This window comes from Bacillus sp. FJAT-49736 (assembly GCF_018343615.1).
In the GTDB taxonomy this organism is placed as follows: Bacteria; Bacillota; Bacilli; order Bacillales; family Bacillaceae_C; genus Margalitia.
This window is the reverse complement of record NZ_JAGYPI010000002.1, coordinates 735,191-758,951: the sequence shown is the minus strand read 5'-3', so window position 1 is coordinate 758,951 and position 23,761 is coordinate 735,191. Positions and strand designations below refer to the sequence as shown.

The following is a 23,761-nucleotide window of genomic DNA, read 5'->3' as shown; positions in this document are numbered from 1 at the left end:
ATAGGATTTCTACGTCTTCTCCCTACGATAAGCGGACATCGACTCGTTCCTCATCGTGTTTCCTTTATCTCAATCGAAGACTCCCAAATACTTACGCCGATGTACAAGGCGCTTACGCATTTCTTTAGAATTTCTTTAGAAATCCTTTCATCAGTTTTTAATTTTTTCCTGTAAAGTAATTGCTATCATGGAAAACGTTTCTAGGGAGTGAAAGGCTATGAAAAAAATCATTATTCTTATGGCAATCATAGGATTTGCATTTTTATACCAGCATTCAGAGGCGGTAAGAAATCGTGTAGCAGAAATTAATTTTATCCATGCAAATCCGAATAATCTATCCATACAAGGGGAAGCTGGAGTGTTAATGGATGAGGAGAGCGGAAAGATTATATATGCTAAAAATGCAAATGAACGTTTATATCCGGCGAGTACAACCAAAGTACTGACAGCCTTAGTAGCATTAGAAAAGGGAAATCTGAATGATCAGGTACGTGTTGGGAATGAAATTACAATGAGAGATATTGATGAAAGCTCCGCGGGTCTTAAACAAGGAGATGTATTACCGCTAAAAGTTCTCCTAACTGCTATGCTGCTACCGTCAGGGAATGATGCTGCGAGAACAATTGCAGTCTATATTGCGAAAAGAGATAGCGGGAAAACGAATATGAGCGCTCAGGAGGGGATTCAATACTTTGCGAAGCTAATGAACAAGAAGGCAAAGGAAATAGGAGCGACCCATTCTCATTTTGTAAATCCACATGGACTTCATGATCCTAATCATTATACGACAGCAAAGGACTTGGCTATTATTGCAAGAGCGGCAAGGGGAAACCCTGTGTTTCGAGAAATTGTAAGTGAGGAAGCCTATAAGGATCCGACGTTCACCTTTTATAATAGGAATGAGCTTGTAAATCGAAGCAGCGCAAACTTTTTTCAAGGTGCAGATGGAATTAAGACCGGCTTTACCGATCAGGCAGGACATTGTTTAGTATCATCTGCGAATAGGGGCGGGAAAAACCTCATTTCAGTTGTGCTGCATTCAAGTAAGGAAGGTGTATATAGAGATTCAACCGCTATGCTGAATTATGGGTTTCAGAAGGAATATGCGAGCAACTAATGGAATAATAATTTAATAATAAAAAGATTTATAAAATTTCGGTATGCTTTTTCAATATCCAAAATTTACTGTCTATGCTAATAAAAATATTTACAAAAAAATCTTGACTAAAAGTAAAAATAGAAATATTATTAGTCTTGCAAGTTAAAAACTAAATAAAAAATGCTATTACTTATCCAGAGAGGTGGAGGGACTGGCCCTAAGAAACCTCGGCAACGGGTTTGCTTTTTTCGCAAAAACCGTGCTAATTCCTGCGAATCGTGAGAGCGATTTGAAAGATAAGAAGTAGAGCGGCTTATATATATAAACCCTTCTTCTTATCTTGTCATGGATAAGCGGAAGGGTTTTTCGTTTTTCTATAAAATATCTGCTATCAGTTGGAGATATTCATATATCCGAGTTATTTTATGTGTTTACTTGTAATTAGAACGGTTTGAAATTTGCTCCGTTTAAGGAAAGGAGATTAATATATGCTCGTTTTAGAAGATGTCCATAAATTATATGGTGATGGAAAGGAAAAAAAGGTGGAGGCCTTAAAAGGCATTAATCTTCAAGTGGAAAAAGGGGAGATATTTGGGGTTATTGGCTTTAGTGGAGCCGGAAAAAGTACGCTCATTCGCTGTGTAAATTTGTTGGAACGACCAACCTCCGGAAGGGTATTAATTAATGGGGTTGATCTTCTTTCTCTTAATGCAAAGGAATTGCGAAAGCAAAGAAAAAAAATCGGTATGATTTTTCAGCAATATAACCTTCTGCATTCCAAAACCATTTTCGGAAATGTTGCGATGCCGCTTCTTTTAGATGGGGTTCCGAAGCACATCATCAAAGAGAAAGTAACCAAATTATTATCCTTCGTGGGTTTGGAGGATAAGATGAATCAATATCCGGAACAGCTTTCCGGCGGTCAAAAGCAACGGGTTGGTATCGCTCGAGCCTTGGCAACCGATCCGGATATTCTCCTTTGTGATGAAGCTACATCAGCCCTAGACCCAAATACGACGGTGGCAGTACTCGAGTTATTGCGCAAGGTTCGTGATGAACTTGGGATTACCATTTTAATGATCACGCATGAAATGAATGTCATTCAAGATATTTGTGATAAGGTCGCCGTCATTGAAAATGGAATTATTGTCGAACAAGGACCGGTCATAGATGTTTTTACCGAGCCAAAGACACAAATTGCGAAAAGCTTTGTCAGAACAGTATTAAATGACTCAATACCAAAATCGATTCAGCAGCTTATTCAGGAAAGCGGGAAATCCGATCATCAAGGAATTTACCGAATTATTTTCAAAGGTGCTTCGACAAGTTCACCGCTACTATCCAATACAGCTAAGAAATTTTCTATTGATTTGAATGTTCTGCATGGTATGGTAACGGAGCTTCAAGGTATTCCTATTGGAAATCTGCTTGTCGAATTTAAAGGGGAAAAAGAAGAAATTCATCGAGCATTCCAATATATCAAGGAAAACGATGTCTTAATAAAGGAGGTATCTGAAGATGCCATTTGATTGGAGTTGGTTCTGGCCTGAATTTTTAACTGCTATTAATCAAACACTTTACATGGTAATCGTAGGGCTAATTATTTCAATTATTATTGGTTTGCCATTAGGAGTTATTTTAGTTGTAACAAGGGAAAAAGGGATACTTCCGAACAAGGTTTTATTCAATATTCTAAATGTTATTATCAATATCTTTCGATCGGTTCCATTTATTATTTTGGTAGTTGCAATTATTCCATTTACAAGATTGGTAGTTGGTACTGCAATTGGAACGACAGCGGCGATTGTTCCGCTTGTGCTATACACGGCTTTTTATATTGGAAGATTAGTAGAAAATTCATTGCTTGAAGTGGACCAGGGCACCATTGAGTTAGCACAGGCAATGGGAGCATCTCCTTGGCAAATTATTTGGAAGTTTCTTCTTCCAGAAGCGCGAAGCTCACTTGTATTGGCCTTAACTATTGCAACTATTGGATTAATAGGTGCTTCCGCGATGGCTGGAGCTGTAGGCGGCGGCGGAATTGGCGATTTAGCCATTACCTATGGATATAACCAGTTTAAGACAGAAGTAATGATCATTACGGTGGTAACGCTGATAATAATGGTTCAGCTCATACAATCGCTTGGAAATGTTCTTGCAAGGAGATTAAGAAGAAAATAAATATCACCTATGTTTGCGGGAAGGTAAGCCTTTTCAAAATAAATACATTAAATGTGGAGGAATATAAAATTATGAAAAAACTACTTATTATTGTGTTTGGCTTGCTTCTGGTGCTTGCTGGATGCAGCTCAAACAGTTCAGACAAATCAGGAAGTAAAGTGGTTAAGGTAGGAACAACAACATCAGAGGTTCCAACATGGAATCTTGTTAAAAAGCTTGCCAAGAAAAAAGGCATTACTGTTCAAATTGTTAAATTTGATGATTATGTACAACCAAATCTTGCTGTAGATAGCGGCGAAATTGATATTAATGCATTCCAAACAGTTGTTTATTTTGATAGCTTCAAAAAAAGCCATAACCTTGATCTAGCTGCAATTGGAACAACTTCCATTTGGCCAATGGGTATGTATTCTAAGAAAATCAAGAGCATCGATGAAATTAAAAATGGTGACCAGGTTGTAATTCCGAAGGATCCTACGAATTTAGGAAGAGCACTATTATTAATGCAAAAAGCAGGATTAATTACACTAAAATCAGGATTCTCCGGTGCTGGTGGACTTGAAAATATAGCAACAAATCCAAAGAACCTTAAAATTACTCCAGTGGATGCGGCACAAACTCCACGCGGTCTTGATGATGCAACTGCTGCTATTATTAACTGTGACATGGCAATTAACGCAGGCTTAAATCCTTCGAAGGATCCTATTTTCGGTGAGGACGCGAGTAATAAGGCGTATGTGAACATTATCGCTGCTCAAACAAAGCGTAAAGATGACAAGGTTCTAAACCAAATTGTTGATATTTATCATACAAAAGAAGTAACAGACTTTATCAAAAAACATTTTAATGGAGCAGCAGTTCCAGTTATAAAACCTGTTTCTTATTTGGATGATTATAAACAAAATTAAGAAGGAAAAGTCAGGTGGTTTTACCGCCTGACTTTTTTTTGAAATCAAATTGTCAAAAAATTGATGGGTGACAAATTTCGATTTTTCGTTGATAATATTAAAGTCAACAAAAATTTGTTTGGGTAGATAAATTTCTTTATATAAAGTTGAGGGATACTATGGCTACTAGATTTGATAAGAAGACAAGAAGGAAGAAGAGAAGAAGAAGGATTATCTTCTTGTTTGTTCTTCTTTTTATTATAGCAATTGCGGCATATGCCGTTCTTCAATACTATTCAGGCGTTAAACAAGCAGAAAATGATGGAATCAAAAAAGAGAAAATTGAATTTCATGGCAAAAAGGATGCTAATGGAAAGGTAAACTTTTTGTTACTTGGAATTGACCAACGCAAAAATGAAAAGTCTCGTACAGATTCCATGATGGTCGCACAATATGATCCAAAAAATAAAACCTTTAAATTAATCTCCTTAATGCGCGATATGTTTGTGGAGATTCCAGGCTATAAGAATTACAAGCTTAATACAGCTTACTTTTTAGGTGGGCCAGAGCTCTTGAGGAAGACCATTAAGCAAAATTTTGATCTGGATATTCAATATTATGTGATGGTTAACTTTAAAGGCTTTGAAAAAATTGTAGATACAGTGGCACCGGATGGAGTAGAGATTAATGTAAAACAAGAAATGTCGAAAAACATCGGTGTTACCTTACATCCGGGTCTACAAAAGCTGCATGGGAAGGAATTATTAGGCTATGCGCGTTTCCGACATGATGCCAAAGGTGATTTTGGACGTGTGGAACGTCAGCAAGAGGTTATCAAAGCCCTAAAAGACGAAGTGCTCAGTGTAAATGGGTTTGCTAAGGCACCTAAGCTGTTAGGTACGATTGAACCATATATTCAAACGAATATGAATACAAGTGATGCTATAGCGTTAGCAAGTGAATTTTTATTGAAGCGTCCGAAAAATATTGACTCCTTAACAGTACCTGTTCAAGGAGCTTACCAAAATGCTTATATTTCCTATGATGGCGCAGTTCTCCAAATTGATAAAGAGAAAAACCAGCAGGCAATTAATGATTTCCTAAATGGAAAAAGCGATACAGCAAACAATACAACACCGTAAATAAAAAAGCTAGTCTTCGGATGGAAGACTAGCTTTTTTCAGTTATTACTACTTAGAGGATTCTTTTTTTCAAAACAAGTGATATAAATATTTGGTGCAATCTCAATCCTATTTATTTCTTCGAATCCCAATTTTTTATAAAGATTTTTGGCAGGAGAATTATTTTCCCCCGTCGAAACCTCGAATTTTTCTACAAAATGATATACCTCAAAAATATGCTGTACCAGCTGTTTGCCAATCCCTTTTCTGAAAAAGTCTGGGTGAACCACAAGTCTACAAATCTGCAGACTTTGATTCTCTTTTTCCACAGAAGTAGCTCCCGCAAGCTTTCCATCTAGAAAGGCACCGTAGAAAACTTCCTGGCTTTCCATTATGGAGTCCACTGTATCATGCAGGGGAGGAATATCGTAAAAATTCATCAGTTTTGCTTCTACTTCATAAGCAGGAAGCTGTATCCGCAGAACTTGTTCTGCAATTTCCCTATCCGTAATATTTAATAATTGAATCAATTAACCCACATCCTTTATTAACTGGATCCCCATATAAATAGCAACACCCCAAATAATGAGAGCGGATATTCTATTTAAGATGGTAAGTGTTTTTCCTGTTTCATCCATTTTTCGCAAAAGCCTGCCGGCAATTGCAAGACCGGTAAACCAAATCCAAGAGACAAAGATGGTTGCCACTGAAAATGCCCATTTATCCAGGCCGTGATAGTTCAGGGAATTTGTCCCGATTACACCTATGGTATCGAGTATTGCATGGGGGTTCAGCAACGAAACGGAAGCAGCGTATGCTATTTGCCTTTTTGCTGAAAAACGTTCTATTTTATTTTGACCGGAGGTAACTTCACTTTTCCAGATTACCCAACCCATATACAAAAGAAATAAAAATCCAATGCCAAAGATAAATAGTTTTAGCCATCCAAAGGTTAGTACGATTACGGAAATACCAAGTACTGCTGCACTAATTAAAAGCGTATCACAAATAGCTGCAGTAACAATAACCGGTACTGCTCTTAAAAGTGTTGGCTGACTAGCTCCTTGATTAAAAACAAACACATTTTGTACCCCTAAAGGCAATATGAGTCCAAATGCCAAGAGAATTCCATGAATAATTGCTTCAATCATTTTCTGTTCCTCCAGTTTTCGTACTAGTTGTATTCGATGGTAAGGTCTTATTTTCCTTGTAAAAAGGATAATATATATGAACTCAGACTATTTGAAATAAATATGAAGTGAAATGTTTGTTTCGCGGAATTATATCTGATATTGGCGGGATTTAGCCACATTTTGGCGGGATTATCGTCTAAACCCGCGGGATTATGTCAAAGTTTGGCGGAATTATTTATTCTGTAGGAGGAATTTCCCGCATTCATATAGAAAATTACATTCAAAGTTCTAAGGGAGTGATATTTTGATTGTAAAAGCGAAAAAAGTAGAAGCGGAAATACTAGCTTTGCAGGCATTGCTAAGAAGATTGCCGGAAAAACAGTCAAAACGACTACAAATTGAGAAGGATTTGGCAAAAAAACTGGCAGGATTTAAAGGCGAACAGTCGATGGAGTATTATGTATCATTTCTTCCTGAAGATATTTACCTCATTTTTCATCATATTAGGCTACAAGGTAATCTACATCATTTTCAAATGGACATTTTCATTCTATCCCCAACATTTTCTCTCATACTTGAAGTAAAGCATATTTCCGGAAAAGTCACTTTTGATAGAGACGCAAATCAGCTTATTAGAGAGTACAACAATGATGTTGAAGTATTCCCGGATCCAGTATTACAGGCAAATCATCAAAAGCTTCAATTAATAATGTGGCTTAAAGATAAAAGGTTTCCACCCTTTCCTATCGAAACGTTAGTTGTTATGACAAACCCTTCCTCTCTTATTCAATTCACACCCAATAGTTCATCCTACAAACAAACAGTTCTACGCAGTACTAATTTCATATCCAAAATGAATATTCTAAGTCAAAAGTATAAAGAAGAAAAATTAACGAAAAGAGAAATCCGTAAACTATCCAAACTGTTATTAAGAAATCATATCCCTAAACATCCCGAAGTTCTTCAAAAATATAATATTACACAGTCAGAAGTATTATCAGGAGTCCACTGTCCTGAATGCTTCTACTTACCAATGCATAGAATTAAGGGGAAGTGGATATGTTCAAAATGTAATTTCTCCAATAAAAATGCACAAAAGGATACTTTAGAAGATTACAGTCTTTTGTTCAAATCTGTAATTACAAATAAGGAAGCACGGGGATTTTTGAAAATTGATTCCGATTCCATCGTTCAGAAATTGCTAAAGGAAATGAACCTCCCACATTCAGGCACAACAAAAGGCAGAGTGTATCAGCTCCCGTTTAATGATTGGGATTAGTTCTAAATGAAAAATATCCTCTTGATCTTCAGGTAACTGGAAGGTGTAAGGCATTGTAAAAGGGGTGTGATGGATAGAGAAGAGGATGACAATAGATGGTTTTCACTAAAAGGACAGGAATTGCTAAAAGTGTACTTAGATACTATGAAGATAAAAATCTGCTCAACAAAAAAGAGACAACTTAAATAGATATCGATAGTATTCCCAGCACGATATTCAACGGTAAAATGGATTTTCAGCTTAAGACTATCAAGCATACAAATCAAGGAGATTCAACAATATTTAACGGAAACAGAACCAAATTGAACGCGGATGATGGGAATATGGATGGAAGGGTTACGACAAAAGCATCCGCTTCTAGATTAAATTATGCCAGTTATTCAGATGTGATAGGGGGAGTAAAATGAATGAACAGGAATTGATTATTAGGGTATTGGACTATAAAGGAGATCCTTATCATTTTGGGGTTGAACAAGGAAAGCAGTTAAAACAGCCGATATCTCCTATTATACAAAATAAGGATACCTCTAAAGATGCCATAAAACTATTAGCGGAAATTGCACCTCGCTTGCTGGAGGAGCTTAAAGGCATTGCAGAAGGAGCTGTTTTACCGCTTGCTGCGGTACTAGAGAGTTATGGAGGTTACGACATACCTTTTCCCGAAATGGGATGTTCTGCTTTAGTGAAGGATTCCTATTATGTGCGCAACTATGACTTTAGCCCGGATTTATATGATGCAAGGCTTGTGTTTTTTCAGCCTAATAAGGGATTTGCCAGTGTCGGCTTTAGCCAGCAAATTATTGGTCGACTGGATGGGATGAATGAAAAGGGGCTAGTGATTGGATTGCATTTTGTAAATCAGCAGTATCGAAGTAAGGGCTTCCTTGCAACTACTATTGTTAGAATGATTTTAGACCAATGTGCAACCACTGCCGAAGCAGTCCGTCTCATCCAAAAAATCCCTCATGGATATTGCTATAATTATTCGATAATGGACAAGAATGGAGATAGCGTTATTGTCGAGGCATCACCGCAATATCAAGAAATAATTCAAACTCACCCTCTTGCATGCACCAATCATTTTGAATCTGAGAACCTACAAACCAAAAATAAAGAATACATCCAAGGATCATTAATACGCAGGAACTACCTTCAAACTTTAATGAAGGAAGAGTTGACACCGGAAGAGGCTTTTGATCATTTTCATAATCCAGACTCACCTTTATTTTTTCATAACTACAAAGAATACTTTGGCACCCTGCACACTGTTTTATATTCCCCCCACGATCTTAGCGTCATGATTGGAATCGGAAGTGGTAGAGAACTGTTTACATTCTCATTTAAAGAGTGGCTAAATGGTACACTTTTTTTAGCTGATAATATTAGGGGAAACATTCTTTATAACAAATAACAATCTAATACTCTTTTATATCTCGATATGGTAAACTAGTTAAAATTTACCCAAATGAGGTGTGCCGAGTGAGTAATGAAGTGACCCTAATAAAGCCAACTTCGGAGATAAAGAACGAGTACCTATCATTCTACCAAGAATGGAAGGATAGCGGGGAGAATATGGTGCCTTGGGTGATAAGTAAAGACCCGAGTGATTTTAATGCAATGGTCCAGTCATTAATAGACGCCGAAAAAGGTGAAAATCTTCCGGCTAATTGGGTTCCCGATTCAACTTATTGGTTGGTGGATAAAAATAATCGAGTTATTGGTGTAGTCAATATTCGTCATGACTTAACGGAAAAGCTGTTTCGAATAGGTGGTCATATCGGCTACGGTATTCGTCCTACCGAAAGAAGAAAAGGATATGCAACAAAGCTGCTCGCTCTATCCTTGGAAAAAGTAAAAGAATTGAGCATAACAAAAGTACTTATAACCTGTGATGAAAATAATATTGGTTCAGCAAAGACGATTCTAAACAACGGCGGGATAGAAGATTCTAGTTTTGAAGAAGAGGACGGGAATATCGTTAGACGTTTTTGGGTTGAAATATAAAAGCTCAGGTCTTAGAAAAACCTGAGCTTTAACCTACAATTTTAAAATGTCCACCATTACTGTGGTCAAGCACTTTTACTTTTAAGGAGTGATTGAACTTTTTGGATAATCCCTTAATAATGCCTAGGTTAAAGGTGGAAGAATAATGTGGTGTATAGCAAAATAGTACTGTCTCGTCCTTTATGTCCATAAAAGGCAAATATTCGCCAATATAGTCAGGACTCCTATGATTTAAGTGAAAAATATAATCTAAAACTTTTAGGGATTCATGGAAGCTTTGAATTTCTTTAGGAAAAACACCATGTATGGGCACGCATTCCCCAATGTATTCTTCTATTTCTGATCCATATTGTTCTATCATTGCATGTAATAATGTATGAGCAAAATCAAATGGCATCCACTTTGTTCTTTCTAACAATTGGTGGTCCATTTCAAAAGGCAAATGAAGCTTTTCTTTAGAAATAACGTCTAAGATATTTTGCAGGACACTAACATGAATTTTTGCTTGATTTGTTTTCGTGCGGGAATACTTTCCGCTAATTTTAGCATGATAGTTCATAAACCTCTCTAATTCTCGGCTGACTGAAATAGTTTCCTCCGCAGATAGACCAACAATTCCAATGGTTTCATACAGCTGCTGTCTTTTAAATTCAATGATATCCTTGATCATGTATATCTTCCTTTTTTAATCCCGAGTTAATTAATATACATTATACTTTAAAATGCATTTTTTGAACATTAGTTCCGAAATTTAAGATATTAGAAACGAAATTGGCTCAAGAATTCGAGGAATTGCGTTTCTTTAGGATGCTCATATTTCAAAATTGCATAAGTTTTGGAAATAGGAAGATTGATAAATGCGCATGGTGCCTCTAGTAATCTACCTTCTAAAAGCTCTCGGCGTACAGTGGAGGACGGCAAAAAGGAAATCCCCAATCCTTCAATAATAAAGCGCTTTGTAACGTTTACCTGCGAAACGGACATGGTACGCACAGACGGCACTGCGGCACGAACGGAACGTAGCAATTGGTCCCAATATTCCGGGTGGTTATGAGTGATTAAATAATTTTTTTGCAGCAGCTCTTCCGCATCTAGTGGTGGGGCGGACTCACTGTCCTTCCCATCATGTGGGACAATTAACACGACAGGATCATCTAATAATGGGCGGCAAATCAAATCGGAATTTTTTGTATGCTGATTGGAAAGTCCTAAATCAACCTCTCCATTTATAACAGTATCCGCTATAAATTCGGAATCTACTACCTGAACATTAATTTCGATTTCTGGATGGAGTGTCATATAGCGCTTTAAAACATATGGCATAATCGATTCTGCAAAGAGCGGAGAAATGGCAAGTGTTAACTTTTGACTATAGCCTTGGCGAAAACGATTTAAGTCGGACATACTTGATTCATATATGGTTAACAGTTGTTGGGCGTGCGGCAAAAATCTCCTTCCATCCTCGGTTAACGACACCTTTCTGCCATTACGTTGAAACAATATGCTCCCAATCTCTTCTTCTAAAAGCTTCATTTGAACGGTGACAGTTGGCTGTGAAATAAAAAGCTCGTCGGCTGTTTTTCGGAAATTCTCATGCTTTGCTGCAATAACGAATGTTCGTATCCATTTTAAATCCATGTTAGCCACCCTTTCCTGATTACTATATTTAATTAGATTGATATAAATTATTTAATTTTTTTTATCAATTATAACACGTATACTGAATACAAAAGGAGGAGGAATGAAATATGATTCAACACGGTTTAAAAGGGGTTATTGCTGCTGAGACAGCAATTAGTTATATCAATGGAGAAAAGGGACATCTAGTATATAGAGGCTATGAGGCAAAGGAGATTGCCATCAACTACTCTTTTGAGGAAGCTGCCTATCTTCTATGGAATGGGAAGTTGCCTTCACCAGAAGAGGCAGAACAATTAGCTCAACAGCTAAAAAAATATAGGGAGCTACCGCCATATATAGAGGCAATTCTTCACCAATTGCCTGCCAATATGGAATTAATGGGTGTTCTACGGACAGTAGTATCAGCAATGGGAGATGAAAGCTATGGTTGGAAGCCGACCATTGATCAGGCAATAAAGCTGACTGCTATCATGCCTACCGTTATTTCTTATTGGAATCGGAAAAAGAATGGTTTGGAACCAATTAAACCGAACATGGCATACGGTCATGTTGAAAATTATTTGTATATGCTTACAGGAGAAAAGCCGTCCACTGTCCATGTAAAGGCTCTTGAAACATATATGGTATTAACATTGGAGCATGGTATGAATGCATCGACGTTTTCGGCAAGAGTTACAGCTTCTACCGAATCCGATATGGTATCCGCGATCACCTCAGCTATTGGTACAATGAAAGGACCGTTGCATGGCGGTGCGCCTTCCGATGTTACTAAAATGTTAAATGATATCGGAAGTAAGGGAAATGCCGAAAATTGGTTGCGAGGTAAATTAGATAGAGGCGAACGACTAATGGGATTTGGTCACCGTGTATATAAAACAAAGGACCCTAGAGCACTTGCTTTAAGAGAAAAAGCATTGGAGGTTGGAAAGAATGACCCATGGCTTGCTCTCGCTTTACATGTGGAGGAAACGGCAATACGCTTGTTGGAGGAATATAAACCTGGGCGAAGATTATATACAAATGTAGAATTTTTCGCTGCTGCTGTAATGAGATCCATCGACATGGATGATGAACTTTTTACACCAACCTTTACGGCTAGTAGGGTTGTAGGATGGACTGCCCATGTTATGGAGCAGGCAGAGCATAATGTGTTGTTTAGGCCGGAATCACAATACATTGGAAAGCTTCCTGAATTCCAAGAAATTTAAATATAAGAAAGAAGTCTGTTTTTTCTCTATGCAGACTTCTATTTTTTTAATAAGGCTAATTTCACACAGATTTATGGTTTCATATATTGTTATTAATCCTAATATCTTCTCAGCTCGGAGCATCTTTTCTTAAGATGGTTATTCTTGCATTACCAATCGTTAGGTCGTTACTAGGATTTTCGTTTGCAAAAGCAATAAGGTTCAAGAAAAGAACCTTTAATAAAGTTGCTTTCTTACTTGTTAATAAACGAGTGCTCATATCGAAGATTGCCACTTAAAGAGATTATATATTCTTTACCAAACTCGGCAAGGAAACTGAAGAAAGATCGTTTAATGGAAGAATGTTGTCGAAAGATGATTTATACTTATTGTAACTTTTTTATCGTTTGGAGCGTCTTAAAAATATAACAATATAAAAAGGGAGTTCAAGCATGAAAAGGGTACTTATCTTCCTGATTTGCGGGATATTATATATATTGGGCTGCGGTTCGGAATCGATAGCTGCAGAAGGAATAAAATCTACACATATTATTACGGTCTCCAGTAAAAAACCGAATGAGGGAACCTTTGAAACTAATGCTATTCATACGGTTGCCAATCCTGCCTCCATTACTGTTATGGTGAATAAAACAAATGCACTTCCAAAAGGATATCGTCCAAAGGATTTGGTTAGGGCAAAGGTGAAATTCTTCTTTGGGAATCAACAAGTTGATAAGGCAAAGCTAAGAAAACCCGCTGCACAAGCACTGGAGAAAATGTTCAAAGCAGCAGCTGCACATAAGATAATTCTTTATGGAGCCTCCGGTTTCCGCTCGTATGAAACTCAGGCTGCCCTTTTTAAAAGGGAGGTTGTTCAATACGGACGCAAAAAAGCAGAGATGGCTGTTGCCTTGCCTGGTACAAGTGAACACCAAACAGGTCTTGCAATGGATATAACGGCAAAAAGCATCCAATATCACACTGCCCAGAAATTTGCTAAGACAAAAGAAGGCATATGGCTTGCCAAGCATGCCCATGAGTATGGATTTATTTTGCGTTATCCAAAAGGAAAGGAAAATATCACGAAATATGAATTTGAACCGTGGCATTTTCGCTACGTTGGAGTGAAGACCGCTACTGCTATCTATAAAAAGCATATTACTTTAGAAGAATATAATAAACGCGGGGTCTAGCATAATAAAATGCTGACCCGCAGAGGTGATTTGTATAAAGTCGGCTCTGCGGGTCAGCGTTTAGAATCAAAGGTATGTGATCCTTGTCTAAGCAAAGACTACCCCAATCATCCTAATCTTTTTGATAAAAACCCTTCCATATGGAGGGGTTTTTATCGTGTTTTATGACGAAACAAGCCTTAACTTACAGGATGCTCTTTGTTTCATTTCGTAATTTTATTCTAAAGCTAGTTATTAAACACTTGTAATTTGAACCAAATTCGATTATTATCTAATTAGATAATTACTAAAGTAGGTGTCGAAGTAAATGCAATTAAATAAAATAGTGGAATTTCATAAGGCATTAGGTGATTTAACCCGGATTAAGATTATTGCTTTGCTTCAGCAAGGGCCATTGCATGGTCAAGCAATGGCTGGAAAGCTGGGACTTAAGCCGCCGACCATCACCCATCATATTGCAAAGCTGCGTGAGGTCGGCTTGATCAAGGAGCGCCGTGATAAAAATACCATCTATTTTTCGCTTAATACGAAAATATTGGAGTCAAGCGCAAAAGCTATTTTAACAGTCGGAACAGGAGGGATATCTAATATGGAAATGTCGGTAACAGAAGAGGAACGTGCAGCGATTCTTCAAAATTTCTTTACAAGGGATGGAAGACTGAAAAACTATCCTGCTCAGCGTAAGAAAAAGCTCGTTGTTCTCGCGCATTTAGTGAAAGGCTTAGAGTTTGGAAGGCTTTATCCTGAAAAGGAAATTAACGAGTACTTAAAGCAGTTTCATGAAGACTATGCAACTTTAAGACGTGAGCTTATTATGTGCCAATATATGTACCGAGAAAACAATCAATATGAGCTCAATCCCGTTGAACTATGGTGGTTGAATTAATCAGGTGGTGTCAGGCACCTGAATTTTTTTGGGGAACTAATTAGATAATTGTTAAATTAGATGGTTGATAAAGAAGGTGAATATTGTGGTTATTTCTGTAATAAAAGAGGAAAAACAATATCGGAGATTATTCTTGGCCGGAATCATTAATGGTATCGGGGATCGCTTTAGTTCCGTTGCAATGTTGGCGATGCTTTTACACTTAACGGGGTCGGGGATGGCAGTCGGTGTTACGTTAGCCATTAGGCTGATACCATTTCTATTTTTTGGACCGTTAGGGGGCTGGTTAGCTGACCGATTTTCACGAAAAGCAATATTAATTTCCATGGACCTTATTAGAATTGTGTTTGCCCTTTCCTTTTTATTGGTAGATAGTAAAGAGGATCTTTGGATTGTATATGTTAGTTCATTTGTATTAGCCGCTGGGGAAGCAATTTATGCGCCTGCAAGGAAGTCATCTATACCTCGTCTTGTGAAGAAAGATCATCTTGTAAAGGTGAATAGTCTAGAACAAGTAATGGTAGGGATTGTTTTAATTGGCGGTGCCTTTTCAGGAGGAATTGTTTCGACTATTTTTGGTGCTAATGTAACCTTCTGGATTAATGCGGTATCCTTTTTAGGAGCGGCAGCCATAATTGCAACCATTGTATTTCCGGACAAGGTAGAGACAAAGAAAACGGATAAAGAAAAAAAGGGTAATCCATTATCCACCTTTAAAAAAGTAGTCCTTATGTCTGCACCGATTCAGCTGCTTCTTTTTTGCGAAATCGTTATCGCCTCCATGAATGGTATTGATAATGTTCTAATAAGTGTATATGCAGTGAAGGAGTATCAGCTCGGAGATGTAGGGGTCGGACTATTCTATGGTGCATTGGGGATTGGGCTTATGCTGAGCTTTTTAGTAGCTAACCGGCTACGGAACTATTTCTTGCTTACAGGGCTTATTTGTTTGATGCTCGAAGGAACATTTCTTATGCTGCTAAGCAGAACACATTTAGTTATCTTTGCTTTTCTGATGTTTTGCGGTGCTGCCTTTATGTCAGGGATTGGGAATGCGTGCTTTGATACAATTCTTATGAAGGAAATTCCAGAGGAGCATCAAGGGACTATGTTTGGGCTATTAGCAACCATCGGTAACACCTTATTAGGTATATCTATGTTTCTATCAGGCTCTGCTCTTCAATTCGTGGATCCAAGATCGCTTGGTTTGATAGGAGGAATGGCCTTTACTACTGTTGCGATTTTTTTAATGGCTGTCATGTCGACAAAGGCATATAGGAGGAAAGGTACCATTTAAGTGGTACCTATAACTATTTTTCGGAAGAAGTCATTCAAATCCGCCGTAATGTCACATTTTTTGTTTGGTATGGTTTGAACGTAATTCTCCAAATGAAGTAATTCATCTTCAATATATTTATTTATTCGGTAAAGATTTTGAGAGCCTATATACACTTGTCCCGATTTTTTCATATCAATTAATTGGTTCATATCCTTTAGGAGGTCATTATCCTTTATCAGCTCTGCCACCAAGTTTGGAAAGTTAACCGTTGGGTAGCAATTCCTTTCCGCCATCGCTTTACAGGCAAGCAGTGGACGTAAAATATTTAAATATTGCTTTAGCTTAATGTTATCCTTCTCCAAAATATTTTTAGCATTTCGTTTCGCCATGTTCAGATAATGAAATATACACGATTTGGCAGAAAAAGCTTTATCTGCATGAATTTTCAATTCATCATAGAACAGATTATTTTTCATGTAGATGATATCCGAATGCAGCCACTCCAATAAAGGTGGATTTGATTTTCTTAGCAAAAATAATGTTTTGCGTAAGTCCCAGCCCTCTAAATCAAGTGAGTTTGTTATTGGGTGCTGAATCACTTCGCGTTTCTGGTCAATATCTAAATACCATTCAAGGGGATGTACATAGATAAAACGGACATCGTAATCACTGCTTTCAGAATTCAGCCCCCATGCCCGGCTTCCAGCTTCACAGGCAAATAATATTCGCACATGATATTCTTCTTCTACTTCTATCAGCTTTTCTTTCATTTACATCCTCCAAGCAAATATTCCTTTAGATTCTATAATACATATGCTTCCCTTATTTCAGCGTTAATACAATATTATTTGATTATTCGAAAATCATTATAATATAGTAATAAAAAGGGGGAGTATATATGAGCCGGCTTACGGATAAAAGCTTAAGAGAAATATGGGTTGATGTGGAAACAGTATTAAATGGAGATCCTATCCCGTTTGCGGAGATGAATGCTGTTTACCAATTTGAATTAAGCGGTGAGGATGGGGGTACATATCAGTTATTATTTTCGGAGGGGGCAGCGAAAGTTCTTTTTCAAGCAATAGAAGAACCGCAATGTACTCTGAAAATGAAGATCACTGATTTCAAAAAATTTTTGCAGGGAAATATCAACAGTACGGCTGCGTTTATGATGGGGAAGCTAAAGGTGGAGGGCAGTATTGGACTGGCATTAAAATTAGAGAAGCTTTTAGGACAATATGAGTTGTAGAAGATTATTATACAAAAGTAAAAGAGTCCCGCATTCCAAACATGGGGCTCTTATTTGCGTTTTTCTTCCATATTAACTAATGTAATTAAGATCTGCTCTATATATTGTTGGTTTTTGTCCGGTAGATAAGTGAAACGGGTTAACAGTTTTTTGAAGCTTGGATGATCGGATAAATAATCTAGCAAACGCTTCGTTTCAGCATCCTCATAACTCTCTTTGATCATCATTAAGGAACTTTGCTCATCAAGTTTTATACCGTAGCTTAAGTAAAATAGAACTTCATCTGCAAGATGAAAAGTACTTCGCAATTCATTCATTTCAGAAATAGTTAATTCTTTTTCACCGTTTTCAATTTTGGATATATCTGGCTGCTGCTTATGTAACCTGGAAGCCATTTCCTGTTGCGTCAAGCCTAGACTTTCTCTAATCTCCCTAAATCTTTTTTGAAAGGACATAATTTCACCAGCTCATTTTTAGTTATAAAGATAGCGATTTTTTATATAGATTAATGGAGTATATTCGAATAAGGAATCTAAATATTAATTCGAATTTAGAATAACATAACTAAATTACTACAAAATATTTTACCATTAATAGTAATATTTGACTATTTAATAGTTAAATAGTAATGGATTGACTTGAAAGGAGAATGAAATGGAAGAACTAAGCATTCAATTTCAGGAAATTCTATCGAATGGTCACTTAATTAGAGGAAACTATTACTTAGTTTGCAATGGGAATAGACTAGCAAATCAAATGGTTAGAATACAAATGCCTTTTTCATTTAATCATGCTGTTCAATGTACCTCTTTGCAAGACACCACTCCTAAATCAGTTTTCATTATTACTCCGCTTCGAGAATGGACATCCATAAAAATTCAGGTTTTACTAAAAGAAAGATATGTAGATTTCTATATGTATATTGATTTAAAGAAAAAAAAGATATCTCTTGAAGGGATAGAAGGCTCCAAAATAAATCTATCTAATTCATATGCAGCAAGAATTATTTCTTGCTTTGGCATTAAGCGAGATAACAAGGTTCTGTATTTCATGGATTTACAAAGAATTAAAACAAGGCCAAAGCGAACGTGGGGAAATGCTTGATTAATAGACAAAAAGGAGAAGTGCCTTTGGAATATAGTCAAGTTTATAAGGAATCCAAAGGCCTTTCCAGAAAAAAATCTATATCTATCAAAGAGAGTTAATATAAACAATTCCAGAAAGCACTGCAATCGAAAAAACAATAATAGTATACAAATGGTTCTTCATTAAATTCCTCATTCTAGACCTCCGGCGAACTATACTTTTTCCAAATGATAGTGTTGGATTAATTTAATAGAGTCTATGCATTCTACGAAAAAAGTATTCCACCAAGAGGTTGTAATATGGGATACAAAAATGAAACATAACTGTAATGTCTAAATGGCCCAAATTGTCGAAATTTGATGATATAATGACTCAGTAATGATAAATGAAAGAGTGCTAGAGTCACTCATAATATAACATCAATAACTAACTAGATCTCTATCTACATAATCTGGGGGAGAACATCTGTGAAAAGAAAACTGTTAACATTAAGTGTAGCTTCTGTTATTAGTGCAGGAAGCTTGATTGCACCATTATCCGGTAACCACGTATTTGCGGAATCATTGAAACAGAAACAAAGAAATGTTGATTCTAATATTCAAAAGAAAATGGCTGAAATCTCCAATCTCGATGCCCAAGCAAAAGAGATGGAAGATACGATGAAGGAAATCACTACTAAAGTTGATGATACAAATAATAGAATTAAAGAAACCACTCAAACATTAAATGATACGAAGCAAGAAATTAATGATTTGAAAGCTAAAATAAAACAAACAAAACAAAGAATTGCGGAACGAAATAAAGTGTTGCAGGAACGTGCTCGTTCTATCCAGCAAAATAATGATTCGGTAAACTATTTAGATGTGCTTCTAAATTCTCAAAGTATAGGTGACTTCATTGATCGTGCAGTCGCATTAACTACATTTGTAAATGCCGATCATAAAATATTACAGGAGCAAGAGGCTGATAAAAAGTCTTTAGAGCAGTCAGAGGCAGATGTAAATAACAAGCTTGAGCAGGTTCAACAAGACTTAGTAAAGCTTGAAGATTTAAAAGCGCAATTAAAATATCAAATAGATGATAAAAATAGTATTCTAGCAAAATTAAAAGAACAGCAAAAGGCAGCAAAAGATGAACTTGGAAGCCTACAGGACCAAGCGACAACGCTTGCAGAGCAGGAAAAGGCAGCAGAGGCTGCTCAAGAAAAAGAAAGACAAGCTTTCCAAGGAACAGTAGGTGGGAATAGTGGTTCGTCCAGCTCGAATAATAGCGGTTCTTCCGGTTCTGGTAATACTCCAGACGGTCCTGTATATCATGGTACCGGTTCAATCGAAGCTGCGATTAGTGCTGGATCATCTATAGTAGGTCGTTCTCCATATAATTGGGGTGGAGGCCGTTCCAGCAGAGATATTCAAAACCGTTCCTTTGATTGCTCCTCCTTTGTACGTTGGGCCTATGCAATGGGTGGCGTGAACTTAGGTAGCATTACAGGAACATCGACAAATACTTTAGTTTATCAAGGAAGAGCTGTCAATGCATCTGAAATGAAACGCGGAGATCTTTTATTCTTCGATACGTATAAGCGTAATGGTCATGTTGGAATTTATTTGGGTAATGGAAGATTTCTTAATGATAATAGCTCACACGGTGTCTCTATTGATTCGTTAAGTAATCCATATTGGAAATCTACTTTTAACGGTGTTGTAAGACGAGTAGTAGAATAAGATGAAAGAAAGCCTCCTAAATTTAGGAGGCTTTTTCTTATAGTATTGAAAATTGTATGAAGTAAAATATGTCGACTAAACTTGTAGGGGTAAAATGGTTTATATATTTTTCGAAACATTTTTCAAGTTAAACATTTTTGCTAGATGATAATGGACTCTTTATTTGGCTTTCGGTTAGCTCTACTTTCATCCCATCTAGTTTTTTCTATGTGGTCAAAACATGAATTCATATTTTCTTGCAAATAAGTGATCTTCTCATCAATTCGAGTTTCGATTTGGTTTTCACTTTAGACATTTTTTCATCAATATGTTTGGAATGCTGCTGTATTGCTATTAAAAATATCTTGAACTCCTGTTTGTTCCATTCATATCACCCCAGTCTAAGCAACTATTGCATTCCAACAAAATAACAGAAACAAGAAATAAGACAAAAATGGAGGGAATATTCCAATGCTTTTTAACAATAATGGAATAAACAACAGAAAATAAAGGGGTTTTTTGATAATAAAAACATTGAACTTGAAGTAAAACGTCGATAAACATATATTAATTTTTCGCTAGAAAATAGGAATATTCGATATTGCATTCATCATTTGCTAATATTCCCCGGGAAACGCGCAAATATAATGAAAATGTTGTCGGAAAAATGGAATACTAATGATATGATTCTTTATTTGGGTTAGTATGATGCTTATCATACATTCTAGTTTACATAAGCAACTTAATTCATGAAAAGAGCCTTTATGGAGGGAGCTTAGAGTTAAATGTTATTTCGGGTATCTATTATTTCATTATGGAATTTTTTTGATACTTTTTTTCTTTATTTTCGACGCCTTGAATATATCATTACGCATCAAAATGAGAAGGCGGTCTTCAGGGTCAGGATTACAAAATATAAAGGAGCAAATATTCATTTGTCCGATGGAACGGAGATTGGTAAAAATGACTGCTTATTAAAAATTCATTTACATAATGTCCGTATTATAAAAGAGGCTCTTACGGTAAAAAATCCTTTGCAGCGATCCATGGTTATTTACAGGATGGTAGAACAGTCCATGCCATCATTAGCCCGTTTTGTGTATAACCATCCAAAGTCAGAGCAAATAAAAGGTATAATTGGCATTACGATGATAAATAAAGGAGTTGCCCATTTAGGTTTTGAAAAAGCTGCACCAAACAGTCGTCTATATAAACTATTTAAGCTATTCACTCAATTTCCCATCTATCTTTTATCAGCAACCTCCATTTCTATGCGGAATATAAAAAAGCAAAGTCCAACCTATTTATTTATGTCCAAAGAAAAGTTATTTCAAAAATATTTGTGAAAACAAGTGTGATTGTGTCTAGAAAGTCTTCAAGGAAAGGGACCAATGCGCTAGACACTGCCAATATTTATAAAGTAATGTCAGAACAGACAACAAACCATGCAACTTAATGCGTGGTTTTTCGTGTTCAATTGACATAACAAAATTTAATCAAACGTTTGATTAAAACAGTAATAAATCCAACCAGAAAGATTTGGTGAAGATGTTTTCATTGTGTGGAATTTGTGAGTAAAACAATAGTAAAATATTTAGTAAAAATATTGAATATTTTTACTATTTTAGTTACGATTTAGTAAAAGGGGTTTTGGAGGGATGGGAAGTGAAGGGAAAAGTTTTATCTGCTATTTTTACAGAAATATTTAAAAGCACTCATGAGAAAACCTTTTTCTCTCCTGGGAGGATTAATTTAATTGGTGAACACACTGATTACAATGGTGGGTATGTGTTTCCCTGTTCTATTACATATGGAACCTATTGTTTAGTAAAAAAGCGAAATGATTCTTTGGTACGTATGTATTCAGTGAATTTTTCTGAGAAAGGGATAATTGAATTTTTTATAAATCAGTTAGATTTTCGGAAAGAGCATGATTGGGCAAACTATCCAAAGGGAATGTTGCATTTTATCCAAAGAGAAGGCCATCCGATATTAAATGGTTTTGACATCCTTTTTTGCGGAAATATTCCGAATGGGGCAGGCCTATCATCATCGGCATCGATTGAACTTCTTACCGGGGTTATGCTGGATGATATCTTTCAATTACAAATTCCTCGTCTTGATTTGATTAAGCTTGCACAAAAAAGCGAGAATGATTTTATTGGTGTGAATTGCGGAATCATGGATCAATTCGCCATTGGCATGGGGAAAAAGGATACTGGTATTTTACTAGATTGCAAGACTCTCCAATATGAGTATGCCCCTATAAAGTTGGCACATCACCAAATCATCATAATGAATACGAATAAACGAAGGGAACTTGCTGATTCTAAGTATAATGAAAGAAGGGTTGAATGCGAAGAAGCTCTTTTGCAGCTGCAGCAAGCATTAAATATTCAGTCATTAGGTGAAATAACGGAGGAACAATTTGAGGAATTTCAGTATTTGATCAAAAATAAAATAATAAGGAAACGGGCGAGGCATGCGATTTATGAAAATAGGAGAACGTTAAAAGCTTTCATGGCATTAAAACGTGGTAACTTGCGGGAATTTGGCCATTTGTTAAATGCCTCTCATGTGTCATTAAGAGATGATTATGAGGTTACTGGAAAAGAGCTTGATACGCTTGTAGAAGCTGCCTGGGCACAGTCCGGTGTTCTAGGTGCAAGGATGACAGGAGCAGGCTTCGGGGGCTGTGCAATTGCTATTGTAGAGAAGGAGAAAGTAAAGGATTTCATTTCTGAAGTAGGCAGGGTATATGAAGGAGAAATCGGATATTCTGCAGATTTTTATGTAGCAAATATCGGTGACGGTGCGAAAGAGATTAGAGATGAGGTGGAATTATGAGTATTTTAGTTTTAGGCGGAGCAGGTTATATCGGATCACATGCAGTTTATCAATTAATAGATCAACAGCAGGAGGTTGTAGTAGTCGATAACTTGCAAACTGGTCATAAAATGGCTGTTCATCCGCAAGCAACCTTTTATGAAGGGGATATTCGCAACAGGGATTTTTTAAGAAGTGTCTTTGGAAAAGAAAAGATTGAGGCAGTGATTCATTTTGCTGCTAATTCGTTGGTTGGAGAATCGATGAAGGAGCCGCTTAAGTATTTCGATAATAATGTTTATGGGACTCAAGTGTTATTAGAAACGATGAGAGAATTCCGTGTGAATTATATTGTGTTTTCCTCCACAGCAGCAACCTATGGGGAACCAGAATCCATTCCTATTCGCGAGGAGATGCAGACAAATCCAACCAATACATATGGCGAAACAAAACTAACAATGGAAAAAATGATGATGTGGTGCGAGCGGGCATTCGATCTTAAATATGTGTCACTCCGGTATTTTAATGTGGCTGGTGCTAGAAATACAGGAGAAATTGGCGAGGATCATACTCCAGAAACACATCTTATTCCTGTTGTGCTGGAAACTGCTTTAGGAAAACGAGAGGCAATAACGGTTTTTGGCGAAGATTATGATACAGAGGATGGAACCTGCATTCGCGATTATATACATGTGGAGGATTTAATAGAAGCGCATTTACTGGCGTTGCGTTATTTGCAAAATGGCGGAAAGAGTGATGTGTTTAATTTAGGCAGCAATCAAGGCTTTTCCGTCAAAGAAATCATTGAGGCAGCCAGAAGGGTGACGGGCACCAATATTTCTGCCGTAATTGGGGAACGGCGTCCTGGGGATCCAAGTAAATTAATCGCTTCCTCCAAAAAGGCAAAGGAGATTTTAGGATGGAATCCACGGAAAACAAACATCGATCAAATTATTGAGGATGCTTGGAATTGGCACTCCCATCACCCCAATGGTTATGGTGATTAA

At 36.8% G+C, this 23,761-nt stretch carries 25 protein-coding genes and 1 riboswitch; of the genes, 18 read left to right on the top strand and 7 right to left on the bottom strand.

Annotated elements, in window-relative coordinates:
* Positions 1 to 217: 217 nt before the first annotated feature.
* The 5 genes from KHA87_RS15105 (at position 218) to KHA87_RS15085 (ending at position 5,309) form a co-directional block, all read left to right on the top strand.
* Entirely contained in the window at positions 218 to 1,117 is a 900-nt protein-coding gene (locus KHA87_RS15105) for a D-alanyl-D-alanine carboxypeptidase family protein (RefSeq protein ID WP_213094970.1), read from the top strand.
* Positions 1,118 to 1,286: 169 nt separating this feature from the next.
* A riboswitch (SAM riboswitch) is annotated at positions 1,287 to 1,402 on the top strand.
* Between the two features lie 185 nt (positions 1,403 to 1,587).
* The gene (locus KHA87_RS15100; protein ID WP_213094969.1) at positions 1,588 to 2,628 is read left to right on the top strand and encodes a methionine ABC transporter ATP-binding protein; all 1,041 of its coding nucleotides are present in this window, start codon (positions 1,588 to 1,590) and stop codon (positions 2,626 to 2,628) included.
* Positions 2,618 to 3,280, top strand: coding sequence for a methionine ABC transporter permease (locus KHA87_RS15095; RefSeq protein WP_213094968.1), 663 nt, complete (start codon positions 2,618 to 2,620; stop codon positions 3,278 to 3,280). Before KHA87_RS15100 ends, KHA87_RS15095 begins: the two co-directional genes overlap by 11 nt.
* Positions 3,281 to 3,351: 71 nt before the next feature.
* Positions 3,352 to 4,188 carry a MetQ/NlpA family ABC transporter substrate-binding protein gene (locus KHA87_RS15090; RefSeq protein WP_213094967.1) on the top strand — a complete coding sequence of 279 codons (837 nt, stop codon included), beginning with the start codon at positions 3,352 to 3,354 and terminating at the stop codon, positions 4,186 to 4,188.
* A 158-nt stretch (positions 4,189 to 4,346) separates the two neighbouring features.
* Positions 4,347 to 5,309 (top strand): LCP family protein, encoded by a 963-nt coding sequence (locus KHA87_RS15085; RefSeq protein WP_213094966.1) that lies wholly within the window; start codon positions 4,347 to 4,349, stop codon positions 5,307 to 5,309.
* Positions 5,310 to 5,347: 38 nt separating this feature from the next.
* Here KHA87_RS15085 and KHA87_RS15080 read toward each other — a convergent pair whose 3' ends face one another.
* Together KHA87_RS15080 and KHA87_RS15075 are read right to left on the bottom strand one after the other, a co-directional pair.
* On the bottom strand, positions 5,348 to 5,818 hold the full coding sequence (locus KHA87_RS15080; RefSeq protein WP_213094965.1) for a GNAT family N-acetyltransferase: 471 nt from the start codon (positions 5,816 to 5,818) through the stop codon (positions 5,348 to 5,350).
* Positions 5,819 to 6,439 carry a LysE/ArgO family amino acid transporter gene (locus KHA87_RS15075; protein ID WP_213094964.1) on the bottom strand — a complete coding sequence of 207 codons (621 nt, stop codon included), beginning with the start codon at positions 6,437 to 6,439 and terminating at the stop codon, positions 5,819 to 5,821.
* Between the two features lie 286 nt (positions 6,440 to 6,725).
* On the opposite strand from KHA87_RS15075, the gene KHA87_RS15070 reads away from it, so the two are divergent.
* The 3 genes from KHA87_RS15070 (at position 6,726) to KHA87_RS15060 (ending at position 9,704) form a co-directional block, all read left to right on the top strand.
* Positions 6,726 to 7,700 (top strand): nuclease-related domain-containing protein, encoded by a 975-nt coding sequence (locus tag KHA87_RS15070; RefSeq protein ID WP_213094963.1) that lies wholly within the window; start codon positions 6,726 to 6,728, stop codon positions 7,698 to 7,700.
* 403 nt (positions 7,701 to 8,103) lie between these two features.
* Positions 8,104 to 9,111, top strand: a complete 1,008-nt coding sequence (locus KHA87_RS15065) for a C45 family autoproteolytic acyltransferase/hydrolase (RefSeq protein WP_213094962.1) — start codon at positions 8,104 to 8,106, stop codon at positions 9,109 to 9,111.
* Between the two features lie 68 nt (positions 9,112 to 9,179).
* Positions 9,180 to 9,704 carry a GNAT family N-acetyltransferase gene (locus KHA87_RS15060; RefSeq protein ID WP_213094961.1) on the top strand — a complete coding sequence of 175 codons (525 nt, stop codon included), beginning with the start codon at positions 9,180 to 9,182 and terminating at the stop codon, positions 9,702 to 9,704.
* A 28-nt stretch (positions 9,705 to 9,732) separates the two neighbouring features.
* Here KHA87_RS15060 and KHA87_RS15055 read toward each other — a convergent pair whose 3' ends face one another.
* A complete protein-coding gene (locus KHA87_RS15055; protein WP_213094960.1) occupies positions 9,733 to 10,374 on the bottom strand; it encodes an aspartyl-phosphate phosphatase Spo0E family protein in 642 nt (213 codons plus the stop codon).
* An 89-nt stretch (positions 10,375 to 10,463) separates the two neighbouring features.
* Positions 10,464 to 11,342, bottom strand: coding sequence for a LysR family transcriptional regulator (locus tag KHA87_RS15050; RefSeq protein WP_213094959.1), 879 nt, complete (start codon positions 11,340 to 11,342; stop codon positions 10,464 to 10,466).
* A gap of 110 nt (positions 11,343 to 11,452) precedes the next feature.
* Between KHA87_RS15050 and KHA87_RS15045 the strand changes: the two genes are divergently transcribed.
* A complete protein-coding gene (locus tag KHA87_RS15045) occupies positions 11,453 to 12,553 on the top strand; it encodes a citrate synthase/methylcitrate synthase (RefSeq protein WP_213094958.1) in 1,101 nt (366 codons plus the stop codon).
* 109 nt (positions 12,554 to 12,662) lie between these two features.
* On the opposite strand, the gene KHA87_RS15040 is transcribed toward KHA87_RS15045, so the two are convergent.
* Positions 12,663 to 12,812: a hypothetical protein gene (locus KHA87_RS15040; RefSeq protein WP_213094957.1), complete on the bottom strand. Its 150-nt coding sequence runs from the start codon at positions 12,810 to 12,812 to the stop codon at positions 12,663 to 12,665.
* A 172-nt stretch (positions 12,813 to 12,984) separates the two neighbouring features.
* Here KHA87_RS15040 and KHA87_RS15035 point away from each other — a divergent pair, with 172 nt between their 5' ends.
* The 3 genes from KHA87_RS15035 to KHA87_RS15025 all read left to right on the top strand — a co-directional run bounded on the left by KHA87_RS15035 (position 12,985) and on the right by KHA87_RS15025 (position 15,908).
* Positions 12,985 to 13,725, top strand: a complete 741-nt coding sequence (locus KHA87_RS15035; RefSeq protein WP_213094956.1) for a M15 family metallopeptidase — start codon at positions 12,985 to 12,987, stop codon at positions 13,723 to 13,725.
* A 307-nt stretch (positions 13,726 to 14,032) separates the two neighbouring features.
* Positions 14,033 to 14,611, top strand: a complete 579-nt coding sequence (locus KHA87_RS15030; RefSeq protein ID WP_213094955.1) for a DUF2087 domain-containing protein — start codon at positions 14,033 to 14,035, stop codon at positions 14,609 to 14,611.
* 85 nt (positions 14,612 to 14,696) lie between these two features.
* Positions 14,697 to 15,908, top strand: coding sequence for an MFS transporter (locus tag KHA87_RS15025; RefSeq protein ID WP_213094954.1), 1,212 nt, complete (start codon positions 14,697 to 14,699; stop codon positions 15,906 to 15,908).
* Here the strand turns inward: KHA87_RS15025 and KHA87_RS15020 are convergent.
* Positions 15,905 to 16,660 carry a nucleotidyltransferase domain-containing protein gene (locus KHA87_RS15020; protein WP_213094953.1) on the bottom strand — a complete coding sequence of 252 codons (756 nt, stop codon included), beginning with the start codon at positions 16,658 to 16,660 and terminating at the stop codon, positions 15,905 to 15,907. The two genes, KHA87_RS15025 and KHA87_RS15020, sit on opposite strands and share 4 nt — an antisense overlap.
* Before the next feature lie 128 nt (positions 16,661 to 16,788).
* Here KHA87_RS15020 and KHA87_RS15015 point away from each other — a divergent pair, with 128 nt between their 5' ends.
* On the top strand, positions 16,789 to 17,139 hold the full coding sequence (locus tag KHA87_RS15015; protein WP_213094952.1) for an SCP2 sterol-binding domain-containing protein: 351 nt from the start codon (positions 16,789 to 16,791) through the stop codon (positions 17,137 to 17,139).
* A gap of 50 nt (positions 17,140 to 17,189) precedes the next feature.
* Here KHA87_RS15015 and KHA87_RS15010 read toward each other — a convergent pair whose 3' ends face one another.
* Complete coding sequence (locus KHA87_RS15010) at positions 17,190 to 17,594, bottom strand: helix-turn-helix transcriptional regulator (RefSeq protein WP_213094951.1); 405 nt, start codon at positions 17,592 to 17,594, stop codon at positions 17,190 to 17,192.
* A gap of 199 nt (positions 17,595 to 17,793) precedes the next feature.
* Here KHA87_RS15010 and KHA87_RS15005 point away from each other — a divergent pair, with 199 nt between their 5' ends.
* The 5 genes from KHA87_RS15005 (at position 17,794) to galE (ending at position 23,761) form a co-directional block, all read left to right on the top strand.
* Complete coding sequence (locus KHA87_RS15005) at positions 17,794 to 18,243, top strand: hypothetical protein (protein ID WP_213094950.1); 450 nt, start codon at positions 17,794 to 17,796, stop codon at positions 18,241 to 18,243.
* 449 nt (positions 18,244 to 18,692) lie between these two features.
* On the top strand, positions 18,693 to 19,949 hold the full coding sequence (locus tag KHA87_RS15000; RefSeq protein ID WP_213094949.1) for a coiled-coil domain-containing protein: 1,257 nt from the start codon (positions 18,693 to 18,695) through the stop codon (positions 19,947 to 19,949).
* Positions 19,950 to 20,713: 764 nt separating this feature from the next.
* A complete protein-coding gene (locus KHA87_RS14995) occupies positions 20,714 to 21,274 on the top strand; it encodes a YkoP family protein (protein ID WP_213094948.1) in 561 nt (186 codons plus the stop codon).
* Positions 21,275 to 21,593: 319 nt separating this feature from the next.
* On the top strand, positions 21,594 to 22,775 hold the full coding sequence (locus KHA87_RS14990; RefSeq protein ID WP_213094947.1) for a galactokinase: 1,182 nt from the start codon (positions 21,594 to 21,596) through the stop codon (positions 22,773 to 22,775).
* Positions 22,772 to 23,761, top strand: coding sequence for a UDP-glucose 4-epimerase GalE (galE, locus tag KHA87_RS14985; protein WP_213094946.1), 990 nt, complete (start codon positions 22,772 to 22,774; stop codon positions 23,759 to 23,761). The genes KHA87_RS14990 and galE overlap by 4 nt, the downstream gene beginning before the upstream one ends.

Excerpts from the sequence above, each read along its gene's own strand:
- KHA87_RS15105 (WP_213094970.1), top strand. The coding sequence starts at position 218 with ATGAAAAAAATCATTATTCTTATGGCAATCATAGGATTTGCATTTTTA.
- KHA87_RS15100 (WP_213094969.1), top strand. The coding sequence starts at position 1,588 with ATGCTCGTTTTAGAAGATGTCCATAAATTATATGGTGATGGAAAGGAA.
- KHA87_RS15095 (WP_213094968.1), top strand. The coding sequence starts at position 2,618 with ATGCCATTTGATTGGAGTTGGTTCTGGCCTGAATTTTTAACTGCTATT.
- KHA87_RS15090 (WP_213094967.1), top strand. The coding sequence starts at position 3,352 with ATGAAAAAACTACTTATTATTGTGTTTGGCTTGCTTCTGGTGCTTGCT.
- KHA87_RS15085 (WP_213094966.1), top strand. The coding sequence starts at position 4,347 with ATGGCTACTAGATTTGATAAGAAGACAAGAAGGAAGAAGAGAAGAAGA.
- KHA87_RS15075 (WP_213094964.1), bottom strand. The coding sequence starts at position 6,439 with ATGATTGAAGCAATTATTCATGGAATTCTCTTGGCATTTGGACTCATA.
- KHA87_RS15065 (WP_213094962.1), top strand. The coding sequence starts at position 8,104 with ATGAATGAACAGGAATTGATTATTAGGGTATTGGACTATAAAGGAGAT.
- KHA87_RS15055 (WP_213094960.1), bottom strand. The coding sequence starts at position 10,374 with ATGATCAAGGATATCATTGAATTTAAAAGACAGCAGCTGTATGAAACC.
- KHA87_RS15050 (WP_213094959.1), bottom strand. The coding sequence starts at position 11,342 with ATGGATTTAAAATGGATACGAACATTCGTTATTGCAGCAAAGCATGAG.
- KHA87_RS15045 (WP_213094958.1), top strand. The coding sequence starts at position 11,453 with ATGATTCAACACGGTTTAAAAGGGGTTATTGCTGCTGAGACAGCAATT.
- KHA87_RS15040 (WP_213094957.1), bottom strand. The coding sequence starts at position 12,812 with ATGAGCACTCGTTTATTAACAAGTAAGAAAGCAACTTTATTAAAGGTT.
- KHA87_RS15035 (WP_213094956.1), top strand. The coding sequence starts at position 12,985 with ATGAAAAGGGTACTTATCTTCCTGATTTGCGGGATATTATATATATTG.
- KHA87_RS15030 (WP_213094955.1), top strand. The coding sequence starts at position 14,033 with ATGCAATTAAATAAAATAGTGGAATTTCATAAGGCATTAGGTGATTTA.
- KHA87_RS15020 (WP_213094953.1), bottom strand. The coding sequence starts at position 16,660 with ATGAAAGAAAAGCTGATAGAAGTAGAAGAAGAATATCATGTGCGAATA.
- KHA87_RS15015 (WP_213094952.1), top strand. The coding sequence starts at position 16,789 with ATGAGCCGGCTTACGGATAAAAGCTTAAGAGAAATATGGGTTGATGTG.
- KHA87_RS15010 (WP_213094951.1), bottom strand. The coding sequence starts at position 17,594 with ATGTCCTTTCAAAAAAGATTTAGGGAGATTAGAGAAAGTCTAGGCTTG.
- KHA87_RS15005 (WP_213094950.1), top strand. The coding sequence starts at position 17,794 with ATGGAAGAACTAAGCATTCAATTTCAGGAAATTCTATCGAATGGTCAC.
- KHA87_RS14995 (WP_213094948.1), top strand. The coding sequence starts at position 20,714 with ATGTTATTTCGGGTATCTATTATTTCATTATGGAATTTTTTTGATACT.
- galE (WP_213094946.1), top strand. The coding sequence starts at position 22,772 with ATGAGTATTTTAGTTTTAGGCGGAGCAGGTTATATCGGATCACATGCA.